The organism is Amycolatopsis sp. 3B14 (assembly GCF_050958625.1).
Lineage (GTDB): Bacteria > Actinomycetota > Actinomycetes > Mycobacteriales > Pseudonocardiaceae > Amycolatopsis_E > Amycolatopsis_E thermoflava.
This window is the reverse complement of record NZ_JBHZEN010000032.1, coordinates 1-16,367: the sequence shown is the minus strand read 5'-3', so window position 1 is coordinate 16,367 and position 16,367 is coordinate 1. Positions and strand designations below refer to the sequence as shown.

At 71.4% G+C, this 16,367-nt stretch carries 13 protein-coding genes; 10 read left to right on the top strand and 3 right to left on the bottom strand.

Features of this window, described 5'->3' with window-relative positions; all coding sequences use genetic code 11:
* Positions 1 to 69: 69 nt before the first annotated feature.
* The 6 genes from ACCP09_RS19800 to ACCP09_RS19775 all read left to right on the top strand — a co-directional run bounded on the left by ACCP09_RS19800 (position 70) and on the right by ACCP09_RS19775 (position 3,759).
* The gene (locus ACCP09_RS19800; protein WP_020421574.1) at positions 70 to 810 is read left to right on the top strand and encodes a maleate cis-trans isomerase family protein; all 741 of its coding nucleotides are present in this window, start codon (positions 70 to 72) and stop codon (positions 808 to 810) included.
* Between the two features lie 41 nt (positions 811 to 851).
* The gene (locus tag ACCP09_RS19795; protein WP_433748716.1) at positions 852 to 1,568 is read left to right on the top strand and encodes a maleate cis-trans isomerase family protein; all 717 of its coding nucleotides are present in this window, start codon (positions 852 to 854) and stop codon (positions 1,566 to 1,568) included.
* 3 nt (positions 1,569 to 1,571) lie between these two features.
* The gene (locus ACCP09_RS19790) at positions 1,572 to 2,237 is read left to right on the top strand and encodes a GntR family transcriptional regulator (RefSeq protein WP_017984636.1); all 666 of its coding nucleotides are present in this window, start codon (positions 1,572 to 1,574) and stop codon (positions 2,235 to 2,237) included.
* A gap of 81 nt (positions 2,238 to 2,318) precedes the next feature.
* Positions 2,319 to 2,954, top strand: a complete 636-nt coding sequence (locus ACCP09_RS19785) for a hypothetical protein (RefSeq protein WP_433748713.1) — start codon at positions 2,319 to 2,321, stop codon at positions 2,952 to 2,954.
* Positions 2,951 to 3,097 (top strand): hypothetical protein, encoded by a 147-nt coding sequence (locus ACCP09_RS19780; RefSeq protein ID WP_433748710.1) that lies wholly within the window; start codon positions 2,951 to 2,953, stop codon positions 3,095 to 3,097. The genes ACCP09_RS19785 and ACCP09_RS19780 overlap by 4 nt, the downstream gene beginning before the upstream one ends.
* On the top strand, positions 3,094 to 3,759 hold the full coding sequence (locus tag ACCP09_RS19775; RefSeq protein WP_378336344.1) for a hypothetical protein: 666 nt from the start codon (positions 3,094 to 3,096) through the stop codon (positions 3,757 to 3,759). Before ACCP09_RS19780 ends, ACCP09_RS19775 begins: the two co-directional genes overlap by 4 nt.
* A 1-nt stretch (position 3,760) precedes the next feature.
* Here ACCP09_RS19775 and ACCP09_RS19770 read toward each other — a convergent pair whose 3' ends face one another.
* From ACCP09_RS19770 to ACCP09_RS19760, 3 genes are all read right to left on the bottom strand, one after another.
* Positions 3,761 to 8,062 (bottom strand): HAD-IC family P-type ATPase, encoded by a 4,302-nt coding sequence (locus tag ACCP09_RS19770; protein WP_433748707.1) that lies wholly within the window; start codon positions 8,060 to 8,062, stop codon positions 3,761 to 3,763.
* A gap of 304 nt (positions 8,063 to 8,366) precedes the next feature.
* Positions 8,367 to 9,425, bottom strand: coding sequence for a tartrate dehydrogenase (locus tag ACCP09_RS19765; protein ID WP_433748704.1), 1,059 nt, complete (start codon positions 9,423 to 9,425; stop codon positions 8,367 to 8,369).
* Positions 9,422 to 10,885 carry an NAD-dependent succinate-semialdehyde dehydrogenase gene (locus tag ACCP09_RS19760; RefSeq protein ID WP_433748701.1) on the bottom strand — a complete coding sequence of 488 codons (1,464 nt, stop codon included), beginning with the start codon at positions 10,883 to 10,885 and terminating at the stop codon, positions 9,422 to 9,424. Before ACCP09_RS19760 ends, ACCP09_RS19765 begins: the two co-directional genes overlap by 4 nt.
* A gap of 94 nt (positions 10,886 to 10,979) precedes the next feature.
* On the opposite strand from ACCP09_RS19760, the gene ACCP09_RS19755 reads away from it, so the two are divergent.
* The 4 genes from ACCP09_RS19755 to ACCP09_RS19740 all read left to right on the top strand — a co-directional run bounded on the left by ACCP09_RS19755 (position 10,980) and on the right by ACCP09_RS19740 (position 16,324).
* Entirely contained in the window at positions 10,980 to 12,239 is a 1,260-nt protein-coding gene (locus ACCP09_RS19755) for an aspartate aminotransferase family protein (RefSeq protein ID WP_378336418.1), read from the top strand.
* A gap of 14 nt (positions 12,240 to 12,253) precedes the next feature.
* Positions 12,254 to 12,754 carry a DUF3830 family protein gene (locus ACCP09_RS19750; RefSeq protein ID WP_020420436.1) on the top strand — a complete coding sequence of 167 codons (501 nt, stop codon included), beginning with the start codon at positions 12,254 to 12,256 and terminating at the stop codon, positions 12,752 to 12,754.
* A gap of 634 nt (positions 12,755 to 13,388) precedes the next feature.
* A complete protein-coding gene (locus ACCP09_RS19745; RefSeq protein WP_123684983.1) occupies positions 13,389 to 14,762 on the top strand; it encodes an FAD-binding oxidoreductase in 1,374 nt (457 codons plus the stop codon).
* Between the two features lie 8 nt (positions 14,763 to 14,770).
* Entirely contained in the window at positions 14,771 to 16,324 is a 1,554-nt protein-coding gene (locus ACCP09_RS19740; RefSeq protein WP_378365935.1) for an acetolactate synthase large subunit, read from the top strand.
* The last annotated feature ends 43 nt before the right edge of the window (positions 16,325 to 16,367 follow it).

Below are 16,367 nucleotides of genomic sequence, written 5' to 3'. Positions count from 1 at the left end.
TCGTATGATTGTCAACAATCCGAGGAGCCACCCCGGAGGCTTCCTTCAGAACGTCCCGGAGGCTGAGCCTTGGATTTCGACTTCCCTGTCTTCGACGGGCCACTGGCACAGCGAGGCATCGGAGTCATCGCACCCTTCGACCTGGCGCTGGAGCGTGAGCTCTGGCGCTGGATCCCGATGGAGGTGTCGCTGCACCTCGCCCGCACGCCCTACGAACCGGTGCCGGTCAGCATGGAGATGGCCCAGCTGGTCAGCAACCACCAGCACCTGGCCGCCGCCACCCGCGACGTGCTGCACGTCGAGCCCGAGGTGGTCGCGTACCTGTGCACGTCGGGCAGCTTCGTCAACGGCCTGGACTACGAACGCTCGCTGTGCAAGGCGATCTGCGACGCCGGCGCGCCGGACGCGGTCACCACGTCGGGCGCGCTGGCCGAGGTGCTGCACCTGCTGGACGTCCACAAGGTCGCGGTGATCACCCCGTACGACGCGGACCTGACGGCGAGCCTGCACGACTTCCTCGCCGAGCTGAACGTGGACACCGTCTCCAGCGACCACCTCGGCCTCGGCGGCGGGATCTGGAAGGTCAGCTACCGCACGATCGCCGAGCGGATCCTCGGGGCCGACCACCCCGACGCCGAGGCGATCTTCGTGAGCTGCACGAACCTCCCGACGTACGACGTGATCGAACCGCTGGAGGTGGCCCTGGGCAAGCCCGTGCTGACCGCGAACCAGCTGACGATGTGGGCTTGCCTGAGACGCATGGAGCTGCCGATCGTCGGCCCCGGCAAGTGGTTGCGCGAAGTGTCCTGAACACCGTCACGTAGGATTGTCTACAATTTGGAGGTTTGTGCATGGCGACCGTCGGCTTCATCTACCCGGACCACGCCGCGGAGGACGACTACCCGTTCGCCGAGCAGCTGCTGGGTTACCCGATCTCGCTGCCCGTCGAGCACATCTACGGCACCGACCTGCACGCCGTGCCCGAGCTGCTCGACCTGGGCAGCGAGAAGCGGCTGGCCGAGGGCGCCGCGCTGCTCGCCAAGCACGAGCCGGACGCCGTCGTGTGGGCGTGCACCAGCGGCAGCTTCGTCTACCGCTGGCAGGGCGCGCACGAGCAGGTGGAGAAGCTGTCGGCCGCGGCGGGGAAGCCGGCGTCGAGCACATCGTTCGCGTTCGTCCGGGCCGCGCAGGCGCTCGGCCTGAAGCGGGTTTCGGTGGCCGCGAGCTATCCGGACGACGTGGCGAAGTTGTTCGTGGACTTCCTCGGCGCGGGCGGTATCGAGGTGGTCGCCATGTCGAGCGAGGACATCGACACGGCCGCGGAGGTGGGCAGGCTGAGCCCCGAGGCCGTCGTCGAGCTGGCGGTGGCGCATGATCACCCGGCGGCGGACGCCGTGCTGGTGCCCGACACCGCGATGCGCACGCTGGGTGTGCTTGGCGCGATCGAGGAGCGGCTGGGCAAGCCCGTCCTGACCGCGAACCAGGTGACGATCTGGGAAGGGCTCCGGCTGACCGGCCAGGTGCCCCGGTGCGACCAGCTGGGCAGGCTGTTCGCAGAAGGCAGGTGAACCATGGCCCTGGCCGACATCGAACCGGTGAGCCGGGAGTCGACCGCGGCGATCATCGCGCGGCAGCTCCGCGAGGCGATCATGAACGGCACGTTCGCGCCGGGCACGCAGCTCGGGGAGACCGAGCTGGCCGGCCGGTTCCAGGTGTCCCGCGGCCCGCTGCGCGAGGCGATGCAGCGGCTGGTGTCGGAGGGCCTGCTGCGCAGTGAGCGGCACCGCGGGCTGTTCGTGATCGACCTCGAGCCGGACGACGTGCACGACATCTACTCGGCGCGGTTCGCCATCGAGCGGGCCGCGCTGATCCGGGTGCTGCGCCACGGTGACCGGGAAGGGCTGGCCCTCCGGCTGCTGGACGCGGTGGAGGAGATGGCCTCGGCCACCGACGGGGACGAGGTGTCGGCCGCGGACGTCCGGTTCCACGAGGAGCTGGTGGCGGCCTCCGGGTCGAAGCGGCTCGGGCGGATGGCGCGGACGCTGCTCATCGAGACGCGGATGTGCCTGTCCGCGCTGCACCGCACGTACGCGACCAATGAGGAGCGGGTGACCGAGCACAAGCGCATCGCGGAGGCGATCGGCGCCGGTGACGAGGAGCTCGCGGTGTCGCTGCTGGAGGCGCACATGGAGGACGCGGTGCAGCGCCTTGCCCCGGGAACCAGCCTGCACGCCTGATTCGTGCTGCTGTAACGGAAGGTTGCGGGTCCGCGATCTTGGTTTCGTCCGCGCGCGACGCGGTGGAACGGGGAGGATCGCGTGCGGGTCTGGGCACTGGCGGCTGTGCTGGCGCTGAGCGGCTGTTCGGCAGCGGGTCCCGCCGCGGCGCCGACGTCGGTGTCCGAGATGCCGAAGCCGAGCGATCAGGCCCGGCTGGCGGCCACGATGCTCACCGAGGACCAGGGCGCGTCGCTGGAGCTCGACTCGCCGGGCGGACCGGTCCCATTCATGCCGTCACAGAACAAGAAGTTCGCGCTCGTGTCCGCGTGCGCGACTCCGCTGGCCACGGACGCGAAGATCGTGCGCGCCGAGCAGCAGACCTGGCAGGGCGACCACTACGCGCTGGCCGAACTGTCCATCCAGTACCAGGGCATCGACGCCGCCGAGGCGGTGGCCGAGGCACAGCGGGTGTCCGCGTGCCGCGCGGAGATCGGCAGCGGGAAGGTCGACCCGGTGGACGTTCCGCCCGCGCCCGGCGTCGACGCCGCGGCCGCGTTCTGCACCCTCGGCAACTACGACATGTACTACTGCTTCCTGGCCGAGGCGCGGGACGACCTGGCCGCGGCAGCCGAGTTCCGCTGCCTCGGCATCGCCGACGCCGCCGAACAGGAGTCGGCGAGGTCCTTCACGCAGCGGCTGGCGGCGGAGCTGGCGCACGGACTGGAGCGCGCGTGAACCGCATCGCGCTCGCCGCTCTGCTCGTCCCGCTCGTGAGCTGTTGGTACACCGGGGACATCCCGGGCAAGATGCGCACCACCGCCCAGAACGCGCTCACCACGCGGACGGCCCTGCTGCCCACCGCGGTGAGGTGGACGTGAGGGGCCTCGCGGCGCTGCTCGCCGCGGTGCTCGTCCTCGCCGGGTGCAGCACCGAGATCGCCGGCACCGCGGACGTCCCGGGGCCGGGCACCGGGCCGGTCGTGTCCAAGTACGACCTCCAGCAGCGGCTCGTCGGCGCCATGCCCACCGACCCGGAACTCGCCCAGCTGGATCTGCACTGGTCGTCCCCACCACTGCCGTTCATCGAATCGGAGAACTCGCGTTACAAGTTCATCTACGACTGCCCGGGTTACCTGCCCTCGGACGTCGCCATCCAGGCCGCCGAGTACGGCACCGCCGGTTCGGGAAGCTTCGACCACGGCACGACGCTTTTCGTGATGACCGCGTCCTACCGCGGCCCCAGCGGCCCCACCGCGGTGGCCCAGGCGCGCACGTTCCGGGGCTGCATCCAGCTACCCGGAGCCGTCCGGGTCCCGCTGCCGCCGCTCGTCGGCGCCGACGAGCAGGCCGCCTTCTGCGGGGACACGACGGACTCCTTCGGCTTCAACCGGGTCTGCATCCTGCTCCTCGCCAGGCAGAACGCGGCGACGGTGGCGACCTACTTCATCGGCGACAAGAACCCTGCCGTTCCGCCCGTGCAGATGGAAACCGACCTGCCGCGCGTCGGGCAGATGCTCGCCACCGCGCTCACCCGCGCCTGACTCACCCCTCGATCGTCCGCCCGACCACCGCGCCCAGTGCAGTCGCCGCGCCCGCGCTGCCCAGCGCCATCCCCCAGCCGATCGGGCCGAGCGGCGTGCAGCCGAAGAACTGGCTCACGCCGGGCGTCTGGATCACGGCCGCGAGCAGGGCCACCGAGCCGAGCGACGTCGCCAGCACCGACCGGTTCCAGCCGCCCGTCAGGAGCGTCTGCCCGAGCTGCGTGCCGACCAGACCGGCCAGCGCGACCGTGCTCGCACGGCGGCCGCGGCCCGTCGCGCGCGCCAGCATCCACGCGGTCGTCGCGCCCAGCGTCGTGACCCCGGCTCGAACGCCGATGTCCTTCTGCAATCGCTTGCCGAGCGAGCTCTCCGGCCCCTCGCGCAGCAGGTCGGAGCCTTCCTCGGGCCGCCGCAGCGCGATCGCCAGCGCCGGCGCCAGGTCGGTCAGCAGGTTGACCAGCAGGAACTGCCGGGCGCCCAGCGGCGACCGGCCGGTCAGCGTCGCGCCGAGCACGCTGAATCCGATCTCGCCGAGGTTCCCGCCGAGGAGGATCGCCAGCGCCTCCCGGACCGAGGCCCACATCGCCCTGCCCTCGACGAGCGCCGCGATGATCGTCTCCAGGCGGTCGTCGGTCACCACCAGATCGGCCGCCGCCCGGGCGGCCGGGGCGCCGTGCCCGCCGAGCGCGATGCCGACGTCCGCGAGCCGGATCGCGGGCGCGTCGTTCGCGCCGTCCCCGGTCATCGCGACCGTGTGGCCGTGCTTCTGATACGCCTTGATGATCCGCACCTTCTGCGCCGGGCTGCACCGCGCCACCACGTCCACGGTCTCCAAAGTGGACGCCAGCTGGTCGTCGTCCATCGCGTCCAACTCGGCGCCGGTCACCACGTGCAGGTCGGCGCCGTCCTCGCTGACCTTGCCCGCGATCGCCTCGCCGGTGTCCGGGTGGTCGCCGGTGATCATCACGATCTGCACGCCCGCCGCCCGCAGATCCGCCGCCGCGGCCGCCGCGCTCCCCCGCACCGGGTCGGCGATCGCGACGAAACCCTTGAACCGCAACCTGGTCACGGAGTCCTCGTCGAGCGTCGCACTGTCCGGAGTGGACTCGGCGACCGCGAGCACCCGCTGCCCGGCCTTGGCCAGCTTCTTCATCCGGCCCGCCAGCTTCTTCCGACGGCCCTCGTCCAGGTCGCAGCGCGGCAGCACGGACTCCGGCGCACCCTTGACGCTCAGCACCATGCCGTCGCCGTTGCGCATCAGCGAGGCGTGGTAGCCGCGCGACGGCTCGAACGGCACCGCGTCGACCAGTTCCCAGCCGTCGGTGTGCACCGAAACCCGCCGCGCGCCCTCGACGATCGCACGGTCCGTCGCGTGCGGCAGGTCGGACGGGTCGTCGGCCTGCGGCGTCGCCCGCAACGCGGTGAGCAGCACCGACTCGGTCTCGTCGTCCAGGTCCTCGATCTTGCGGCGCTGGTGGCCGTCGTCGACCTCGTGGACCGTCAGCGTCCCCTCGGTCAGGGTTCCGGTCTTGTCGAAGCACAGCACGTCGACCCGGCCCAGCGCCTCGATGCTGCGCGGGTTGCGGACCAGCGCGTTGTGCTCGGCGAGCCGCCGCGCCGCCGCCAGTTGCGCGGCGCTGACCAGGAACGGCAGCCCCTCCGGCACCGACGCGACGGCCAGGTTCACCGCCGCGGACAGGCTTTCCCGCAGCGGCACCCGGCGCAGCAGGCCGGCACCGGCCACCGCGACGGCCGACCCGATCGCCAGCGGCATCGACTTCGACGTCAGCTCGGCCAGCCGGGTCTCGACCCCAGTGACCGGCGCGTTCTCGCGCGCCATCGCCATGCTGCGGCCAGCCTCGGTGTCCGCGCCGGTCGCGACGACGATGCCGATGGCCTCTCCGGCCGCGATCGTCGTGCCCTCGTACAGCATCGACGCGCGCTCGGCGACGTCCGCGGCGATCACCGGCGACGGGTCCTTCGCCGCCGGCAGCGACTCGCCGGTCAGCGACGACTCGTCCGCCTCGACGCCGTCGGCTTCGAGCAGGCGGCAGTCCGCGGGCACGACGTCGCCGGAGGTCAGCTTGACGACGTCGCCGGGCACCAGGTCGTCGGCGCTGACCACGCGCTCCCGGCCATCGCGGATCACCGTCGTGCTGATCGCCGACCGGCTCAGCAGCTCGGCCAGCTGCTTCTCGGTGTGGACCTGCTGGACGCTGCCGACCAGCGCGGACACGCCGGTGATCCCGGCGACGAGCGCGGCGTCCACCGGCGACCCGACGGACGCGGACAACGCGGCGCCACCGATCAGGACCGGGGTGAGCGGGTTGGACAGCTCGTTGATGAACGCCTGCATCAGGCTCGTCCGGCCGCCGCTGCCGGTGCCGCGCGCCCTGGCCCGCTTCTGGGCGGCGTCGTCGCTCAGGCCGTCCGGGTCGGTGCCGAGGCGGTCGAGCACGACGTCCACCGGCATCAGGTGCCACGGCGCGGCGTCGCCGGCCAGGCTCGTGTCCCGCTCGGCGAGCTTCTTGGCGCGGCGGTGCGCGTTGGTCAGGGCGACGGCCGCGCCCAGGTTCACCGCCCGCATCGCCCGGTTGGCCGGGCTGCGGCGGCCCGGTTGCAGCGCACTGACCGCGCCGACGCCGGTCGCGCCCTGGGACAGCCAGATGCTGTCGCGGTTGACCTCGCGGGCGGCGGCGATCGCGTCGACGACCAGCGCCGCGATGCCGATGTCCTCGCCGATCAGCAGGTGCGCGCCCCACGGCGGCGGGTCCCCGGGACGCTGGGTGCCGATGCCGCAGTCGGCGGCGCCGAGCGCGCGGCGGTCGTCGGACACCAGCATCACCACGTGCCCGTCGCCCTGCAGCTCGCGCACGGTCGAGACGAGGCGCTCACCGCCGGGCATGAGCCGGTCGGCCTCGAACGCGGCGTGGCCACCGTTGGCGCTGACGACCTCGATGTTGGCGCGCCGGGCGGCGGCGATCACCGCCGCCACGCCCGGCGGCACCTGCCTGCCGAGCCCGATGACGGCGGTCAGCCGCTGGTCCCGCACCAAACCGAGGACCGCCACCGCGCCCCGCTTCTCCAGCTGCTCGCGCTCGTGCGCGCCCTGGTCGACGCCCAGCTCGTCGAGCGGACCAACGCGCCAGCCGTCGTCTTCGTGGACCTTGCCCGGGGTGTGCGCGTCGAACAGCTGCCAGGCCCGTTCGACCAGCTCGCTGGTGTCGCCGTCGCCGACGGGGACGAGGTCGTTGAGGACCATGCGCCCGGTGTCAAAGGCCTGCTCGTCGAGGACCAGCGTGTCGATGGCGTCCAGGTGGCGCAGCACCCCGCGATCCATGACCAGCACGCCCTCGGTGGCCAGCACGCGGCCGAGGCGCGCGCCGAAGGCGGTGCGCCCGGCCTCGGCGGCCTTGGGCAGCGCGGCCAGGCCGATGCCGATCGCCCGGCGGGGACGCGCGAACGGCAGCGAGACGGCGGCCGCGGCGGCGCCGAGGTTGAGAATGCGCTGCTCGTACTGTTCGACCGGGCCGTCCGGGATCCCCCGCGGCCGCTCGACGACGACCGGGCCGGCCGCGGCGTCCTCGGGGCCGTGGATCAGGCGGTTCTCGGCCTGGCACCACAGCCGTTCGTGCGCGCGGGCCTCGCGCCACTGCTCGGCACGCTGGACGATGTCGACGACCGTGCCCTCGCCGCCGGACGCCAAGCCCTGGGCGAACGCGCCGAACGCTGAGGTCGCGGTGTCGGCCTTCTCGCTGCTGCCCGCCCGCTCAGCGGCGATCTTGCGCAGGCGCGGGTGCAGGTCGACGACGCTGGGCAGCGCGGCGATCTCGGTCGGGATCGGCGCCCACGGCGCGAGCCGGGTGATCAGCGACAGGCCGAGGCCGAGGGTGTCGGCGACGAGGGTCGGCAGGAGGCGGGTGCCGCGCAGGCCGTCGGCCGGGTGGTGGAGCTCGTCCTCTTTGATCTCTTCGCCGACGCCGTTGGGCGCGCCCTCGGCCTCCTCGACGACGCGGATCAGCTCGTCGCTGTCCGGGGCGGGGTCCTCGACGCCGATGATCACCCGGGAGGAGGGCGCGTTGACCCGCGCCCACGCGACGCCCGGGTGACGCTGCACGGCCTGCTCGATGCGCCGCGCGACCGCTTCGCCGCCCGGCCCGTGCACCCCGTGGGCCTCGATGTGCAACCGGCCCGGGCAGGACCACACCCGGCGGCGGGGCCTGCTCAGCGGCGACAACACCGCCCCGGCGAGGCCCTTCACCGCCGACACCGGACCGGGCACCCGGACACCCAGCAACTCCATGAACCACTCCCGCACCTCGACGCCTCAGGTGCATGGGGTTGCCCATTACGGGTGAAGATATGCCTGCCGCCGCAGGTCGGCCCCTGGTTTCGGGACCGGCTGCGGCGGCCGCAGGGCCGCGGGCCGCACTCTGCCGTCAGGCGGGCGCGGCCGCCACGCGGCGCCCCACCGCTTCGCGGCCCGCCACCGTCACACAGCGCGCCGCTGTCAGGCGGCCCGCGGCGCCCCACCGCCTCGCGGCCCGTCACCGCCACGCGAGCACGGCCGGTCAACCGAGCACGGCCGGTCAGGCGAGCCCAGCCGATCAGGCGAGTGCGTCGGTGATGGCGGCGCCCAGCTCGGTGGTCGTCGACTTGCCGCCCAGGTCGGGAGTCGCCACCGAGCCGGCCGCGAGCACCTCCTCGACGGCCTTCTGCACCGCCGCCGCGGCTGTCTTCTCGCCCAGGTGCTCCAGCATCATCGCGCCGGCCAGGATCTGCGCCACCGGGTTCGCGATGCCCTGCCCGGCGATGTCCGGGGCGCTGCCGTGCACCGCCTCGAACATCGACGGGTACTCGCCCGGCGGGTTGATGTTGCCGGACGGCGCCATGCCCAGCCCGCCGGTCACGGCCGCCGCCAGGTCGCTCAGGATGTCGCCGAACAGGTTCGACCCCACCACGACGTCCAGCCGGTCCGGGTGCTGCACCATGCGCGCCGCCAGCGCGTCGATGTGCGTCTGTTCACTGTGGACGTCCGGGTACTCCGCGGCGACCTCCGCGAAGACCTCGTCCCAGAACGGCATCGTGTGGATGATCCCGTTCGACTTGGTCGCCGAGCACACCCGGCCGCTGCGGGTGCGGGCCAGCTCGAACGCGAACCGGATGATCCGCTCGACCCCGACCCGCGTGAAGATCGACTCCTGCACCGCGAACTCGCCCGGCTGCCCCGCGTTGTGCCGCCCGCCGATCTGCGAGTACTCGCCCTCGGTGTTCTCCCGGACGATCACCATCTCCAGCTCGTCGGCCTCCCGGCCGGCCAGCACGGACGTCGTCCCGGGCAGCAGCCGCACCGGCCGCAGGTTCACGTACTGCGCGAACGCCCGCCGGATCGGGATCAGCAGCCCCCACAGCGACACGTGGTCCGGCACGCCGGGGAACCCGACCGCGCCGAGCAGGATCCCGTCGAACGGCCGCAACTGGTCGATGCCGTCCTCCGGCATCATCCGGCCGGTCTTGGTGTACCGCTCGCAGCTCCAGTCGAACTCCGTCCACTCCAGACGGAACCCGTGCACCTCGCCTGCCCGGTCCAGGACTTGGCGCGCCTCGGCGGTGACGTCGACCCCGATGCCGTCACCGGGGATGCTCGCGATCCGGTAGGTGCTCACAGGCTCACCGCGATGTACTTGGTCTCCAGGAACTCGTCGATGCCGACGGTGCCGCCCTCGCGGCCGAGCCCGGACTGCTTGACCCCGCCGAACGGCGCCGCCGGGTTGGACACGATGCCCTGGTTCAGCCCGATCATGCCGGCCTCCAGCGACTCCGACACACGCAGCGCGCGCTTGAGGTCGTTGGTGTAGACGTAGCTGACCAGGCCGTACTCGGTGTCGTTGGCCGCGGCGACGGCCTCGTCCTCGTCGTCGAACACGCTGATCGGCGCGACCGGCCCGAAGATCTCCTCGCTCGCCATCCGCGCGTCCCGCGGCACGTCGGTCAGCACCGTGGCCTGGTAGAAGTTGCCCGGACCGTCCACAGTGGTCCCACCGGTGAGCACCTTGGCGCCCCGCGAGGTGGCGTCGGCGACCAGCTCGGTCACCTTGTTCACCGCGTCGGCGTCGATGAGCGGGCCGACGACCACGCCGGGCTCGGTGCCGCGCCCCAGCGGCAAGGCGGACATCCGCTCGGTCAGCCGCCGGGCGAACTCGTCGGCCACCCCGCGCTGCACGTAGAACCGGTTGGCCGCGGTACACGCCTCGCCGATGTTGCGCATCTTGGCCTGCATCGCGCCCTCGACCGCCGCGTCCAGGTCGGCGTCGTCGAAGACCAGGAACGGCGCGTTGCCGCCCAGCTCCATCGACGTGCGCAGCACCTTGTCCGCGCACTGCTCCAGCAGCTTGCGCCCGACCGCGGTGGACCCGGTGAACGACAGCTTGCGCGCACGGCCGTCCTTGATCATCGGCTCCATCACGCCGCCGGGATCGCTGGTGGTGACCACGTTGAGCACGCCGGCGGGCAGCCCGGCCTCGGTCAGGATCGCGGCCAGCGCGAGCATCGACAACGGCGTCTGCTCGGCCGGCTTGATGACCATCGTGCAGCCCGCGGCGATGGCAGGCCCGATCTTGCGGCCGCCCATGGCCATCGGGAAGTTCCACGGCGTGATCAGCAGGCACGGCCCGACCGGCTGCTTGGTGACGAGGAACCGGCCCGCCCCGTTGGGCGCGACCTGGTAGCCGCCGTCGATGCGCACCGCCTCCTCGGAGAACCAGCGGAAGAACTCGGCCGCGTAGGCGACCTCGCCCTTCGCCTCGGCCAGCGGCTTGCCCATCTCCAGCGTCATCAACAGCGCCAGCTCGTCGACGCGCGCGTTCAGCAGTTCGTAGGCGCGGCGCAGGATTTCGCTGCGCTCGCGCGGCGCCGTCTTCGCCCAGTCGGCCTGCGCGGCCACGGCTGCGTCGAGGGCCGCCTTCCCGTCCTCGGGCGTGGCGTCGGCGACCTCGCAGAGGACCCGGCCGGTGGCGGGATCCTCGACGGCGAAGGTCCGCCCGGTGCTCGACGGGACCCACTTCCCGCCGATGAACAGCTCCTTGCCGACGGCGTCCACGACACCCGATTCGGTCAGCTCGGCCATTGGTCCTCCTGATCAACCTTGCGCCTGTCCACCGGCCATGCTAGACAGATTGTCAACAATCTACAAGCTCACTCCGGTTAGGAGTTCCGCCGTCATGGCCCAGCTCTCCCCCCTGCTCAAGCAGGCCACTCCGGTCGTCGTCGAGCACGGCGAAGGCGCCTACCTCTACGACGTCGACGGCAACCGCCACCTCGACTTCACCGCCGGGATCGGTGTGACCAGCACCGGCCACTGCCACCCGAAGGTGGTCAAGGCGGCGCAGGAGCAGATCGGCAAGGTCATCCACGCGCAGTACACCACCGTGATGCACCAGCCGCTGCTCAAGCTGACCGAGCGGCTCGGCGACGTGCTGCCCGCGGGGCTGGACTCGCTGTTCTTCGCGAACTCCGGCAGCGAGGCCGTCGAAGCCGCGCTGCGCCTGTCGCGGCAGGCCACCGGGCGGCCGAACGTCATCGTCTTCCAGGGCGGGTTCCACGGCCGCACGGTCGCCGCGGCGTCGATGACCACCTCCGGCACGCGGTTCAGCGCCGGCATCTCGCCGCTGATGGGCGGCGTGCACGTGGCGCCGTTCCCCTACGCCTACCACTACGGCTGGGACGAGCAGACCGCGACGAAGTTCGCGTTGCGCGAGCTGGACTACCTCTTCCAGACGATCAGCGCCCCGAACGAGACGGCCGCGTTCTTCATCGAGCCGATGCTCGGCGAGGGCGGGTACGTGCCTGCGAACAGGGAGTTCATGGCCGGGCTGCGCGAGCGCGCCGACCGGCACGGGATCCTGCTGGTGATCGACGAGATCCAGACCGGGTTCGGGCGCACCGGCCGGTTCTGGGGCCACGACCACTTCGACGTGCGGCCGGACGTGGTGCTGATCGCGAAGGGCCTGGCGAGCGGCTTCCCGCTGTCCGGCATCGCGGCGTCGAAGGAGCTGATGTCCAAGGCGTTCCCCGGTTCGCAGGGCGGCACGTACGGCGGCAACGCGGTGTCGTGCGCGGCCGCGCTGGCCACCCTCGACGTGATCGAGGAGGAGAACCTGGTCGAGAACGCGGCGGCACGCGGCAAGCAGCTGCTCGAAGGCGCGCGGCTGATCGCCGACAAGACGCCGGAGATCGGCGAGGTGCGCGGGCTGGGCCTGCTGGTCGGTTCGGAGTTCACCAAGGCCGACGGCACACCGGACACCGCGCTGGCCGCGGCGGCGCAGCAGGAGGCGGCGCGGCGCGGGCTGCTGCTGCTCACCTGCGGCGCGTACTCGAACGTCGTGCGGATGATCCCGCCGCTGGTGGTCACCGCCGAGCAGATCGACGACGCGCTCGCGATCTGGGCCGAGACCGTCGCCACCGTCACCGGTGCCAAGTAGGGAGAAGAGGCACGTTGGCCCGCTACATCACCATCTCACTCGACAAGCGCGGCGTGTCCTGCCGCGCGGTGCTGCTGGACGCGGAGGCGCCGCGGACCTGCCAGGCGGTGTGGAACGCGCTGCCGCAGAGCGGTTCGGCCTACCACGCGAAGTACGCCCGCAACGAGGTCTACACGCTGGTGCCGCCGTTCGCCGACCCGAAGCCGGGCCGGGAGAACCCGACGGTCACCCCCATTCCCGGGGATGTCGTCTATTTCGGGTTCGAGGCGTGGGAAATCGGAAATCCGGCGTACGGGTACGAAGACAGCAGCGAGGCCCACAGCGACCAGGGCGCGACCGATCTGGCGATCTTCTACGGCCGGAACAACCTGCTCATCAACGGCGACGCGGGCTGGGTTCCCGGCAACGTGTTCGCCACGATCGTGGAGGGCCTGCCGGAAATGGCGGCGGCCGCGCAGGACCTGTGGCTGCGTGGCGTCGAGGGCGAAACGCTGTCCTTCGCCCGCGCCGAGTAGCCCTCGACCTGCGGTCGTTAGGGGCAGAACCCCGGTCCCCCGTCACTCGTTAGCGTGATCATAGGGGGATCACCTTAAGTGGCAACGTGTTCACCCGTTCGGGCGGGCATCACCCGGTGGGTCGGGTCAAGATCGACATCACCCCAGGTGGGCCCGCCCGACGGCGCTACGAGCGGCACAATGGGACCCCCAGCCGAAAACCCGAAAGTGTTACGTGTTTAGGCTGGGCGGATTTTCCACCGCGCTATTCGAGGGGCACTGTGCTTTCCGCGGCGGTTTGACACCTCCCAGCGGAACTGAAAATCTTCCCTTGCTTTCGAAAGCAGCCAGATTCGCAAGGATTGATTTCGCAAAGGAGCCCCTCTCCAATGTTCGCTGCGCACTTCCACCACGGCCACGACATCGTTTCCAACATCCTGGCCGGTCTCGCGCACGTCCTCGGCTGGCTGGTCTGACCCGCTGACCCGAGAAGGCGGGGCCGGTACGTTGGCGCGGACCGGCCCCGCCCCCCTTTCCGGCGGCGGTAACGTCGCCGCCGCTCCGTCAGACATGAATCTCCTTCGCTTCCGGTCCTGAGCTCTCCCGTACTAGGCTTCCGTCATTCGGGCAGGCGCAGGAAAGGACCGGGCACGTCATGGGCGACGTCACCGCGCGGATCGCCGAGATCGTCGGCGAGCGCAACCTCCTCTCCGGGGACTCCGTCCCGGACGACTACGCGAAGGACGAGTCCCTCACCGTCGGCGCCGTCAAGCCGGCCCACGTCGTCAAACCCGCCACCGCCGAAGAGGTCGCCGCAGTGCTGGCCGTCGCCTCCGAGAACGGCCTCCCGGTCACGGCTCGCGGCTCGGGCAGCGGGTTGTCCGGCGCGGCCCGCCCCCGCGAGGACGGCCTGCTCGTCTCGTTCGAGCGGATGAACGCGGTCCTGGAGATCGACACCGCCAACCAGGTCGCCGTCGTCCAGCCGGGCGTCACGCTCAGCGAACTGGACGAGGCGACCAAGGACGCCGGCCTCGCCTACACGGTCTACCCGGGCGAGTTGAGCGCGAGCGTCGGCGGCAACGTCGGCACCAACGCGGGCGGTATGCGCGCGGTCAAGTACGGCGTGGCGCGGCACAACATCGTCGGCCTGCAGGCGGTCCTGCCCACCGGCGAGATCATCCGCACCGGCGGCAAGACGTCCAAGATCTCCAGCGGTTACGACCTGACCCAGCTGATCATCGGCTCGGAGGGCACACTCGCGCTGGTCACCGAGGTGATCGTCAAGCTGTACCCGCGCCTGCCGCACGCCGCGACGCTGCTCGCCCCGTTCGGCGATCTCGACCAGGTGATGCGCGCCGTCCCGGAGGTCATCGCCAGCGGTTTGACGCCGAACATCCTCGAGTACATCGACAACCTGACGATGGCGGCGATCACCTACAACGAGAAGCTGGAGCTGGGCGTCCCCGAGGAGGTCCGCAACGCCACGCAGGCCTACCTGGTGGTGGGCCTGGAAAACCGCGACGGCGAACGGCTGGACGGCGATGTCGAGCGGGCTGGCGAGCTGCTCGGCGAGCTGGGCGCGTCCGACGTGTACGTGCTGGACGGCGGTTCGGCGCGCAAGCTCATCGAGGCGCGGGAGAAGGCGTTCTGGACGGCGAAGGCCGCCGGCGCCGACGACGTGATCGACGTCGTGGTGCCGCGCTCGGAGATGCCCGGGTTCCTGGCTAAGGTCCGGGAGCTCGCCACGGCAGCCGAGGCCGGCGCGATCGGCTGCGGCCACGCCGGGGACGGCAACGTCCACTTGGGAATCTTCTGCAAGGACCCGGAGAAGCGGCACCGGCTGCTGCACGACATCTTCGCGGCGGGCATGGCGGCCGGCGGGGCGATTTCCGGTGAGCACGGGATCGGGCAGGCGAAGAAGGACCACTTCCTCGCGCTCGAGGACCCGGCCAAGGTCGCGTTGCTGCGCCGGATCAAGCAGGCCTTCGACCCGAAGGGCATCCTGAACCCGGATGTCCTGTTCGACTGAGGAGTGAGATGAACGGCGCGCAGTCCCTGATCCGCACGCTCGTCGACGCGGGTGTCGACGTGTGCTTCTCCAATCCCGGCACGTCGGAGATGCACTTCGTCGCGGCGCTCGATTCGGTGCCCGAGATGCGTGGTGTGCTGGCCCTGTTCGAGGGCGTGGTCACCGGCGCCGCCGACGGTTACGCGCGGGTCGCGGGCAAGCCGGCCGCGACGCTCCTGCACCTGGGGCCGGGGCTGGGCAACGGCCTGGCGAACCTGCACAACGCCCGGCGCGGCCATGTGCCGGTGGTGAACGTGATCGGCGACCACGCGACCTACCACAAGAAGTACGACGCGCCGCTGGAGTCGGACATCGAGGCGATCGCCGGTTCGCTGAACGGGTGGGTGCGCCGGTCGGGGAACAGCGCGGACGTCGGCGCGGATGCCGCGTTCGCGGTCGCCGCGGCGCAGGAGGCGCCGGGCAAGGTGGCGACGTTGATCCTGCCCGCGGACGTCTCGTGGGGCGACGGTGGTGTGGCGGTGAAGCCGATGCCGCCGCGCGCGCCGCAGACCGTCTCGGACACCACGGTCAAGGCGGTCGCGGAGGTGCTGCGGACCGGTGAGCCGGTCGCGTTGCTGGTGGGCGGACCGGCCTGCCGCGAAGCCGGTCTGCGGGCGGTGAGCCGGATCGCCACCGCGACCGGCGCGAAGCCGTTCGTGGAAACCTTCCCGGCGAGGCTGGAACGCGGCGCCGGGCTGCCGACGATCGAACGCCTGGCCTACCTGGCCGAGCAGGTGCAGTGGCAGCTGGAGGGCATCAAGCACGTCATCGTGGCCGGCACCAAGCCGCCTGTGTCGTTCTTCGCCTACCCCGGCAAGGCGAGTGACCTGGTGCCGGAGGGCGCGCAGGTGCACACGCTGGCAGAGTTGGACCAGGACGTGGTGGGCGCGCTGGAAGCACTCGCGGACGAGGTCGCGTCCGATGTGGACCCGGTACTGCAGGAACCGGCTCGTCCCGCCCTGCCGAGCGGCCCCCTGACGGTGCAGAACTGGGTCGAGGTGATCGGCGCGCTGTTGCCGGAGGGCGCGATCATCTCGGACGAGGCCAACACCTCCGGACTGCTCCTACCAGGCGCGACGGCCGGTGCCCCCCGCCACGACGTGCTCACCCTGACCGGCGGCGCCATCGGACAGGGACTCCCGGTGGCCGTGGGCGCCGCGATCGCCGCCCCCGACCGCCCGGTGATCGCACTGCAGGCGGACGGCAGCGCCCTCTACACCATCTCGGCACTGTGGACGATGGCGCGGGAGAACCTCAATGTGACCACGGTGATCCTGAACAACCACGCCTACGCCATCCTGCGCATGGAACTGCAGCGAGTCGGAGCGGAAGCGTCCGGCCCGAAGGCGAAGGACCTGCTGGACCTCGCAAGGCCCGACATCGACTTCGTGAAGATCGCGGAAGGCATGGGCGTCCCAGCAACACGGGCGACAACGGCCGAGGAACTGGCCGAGCAATTCCGCAACGCCCTCAACGAGCCCGGCCCCCACCTCATCGACGCAGCAGTACCCCCACTGCTCTGACGGCAAAAGCGCCAGGGCTTTGAACCCAAGGTAGCTGGGTGGT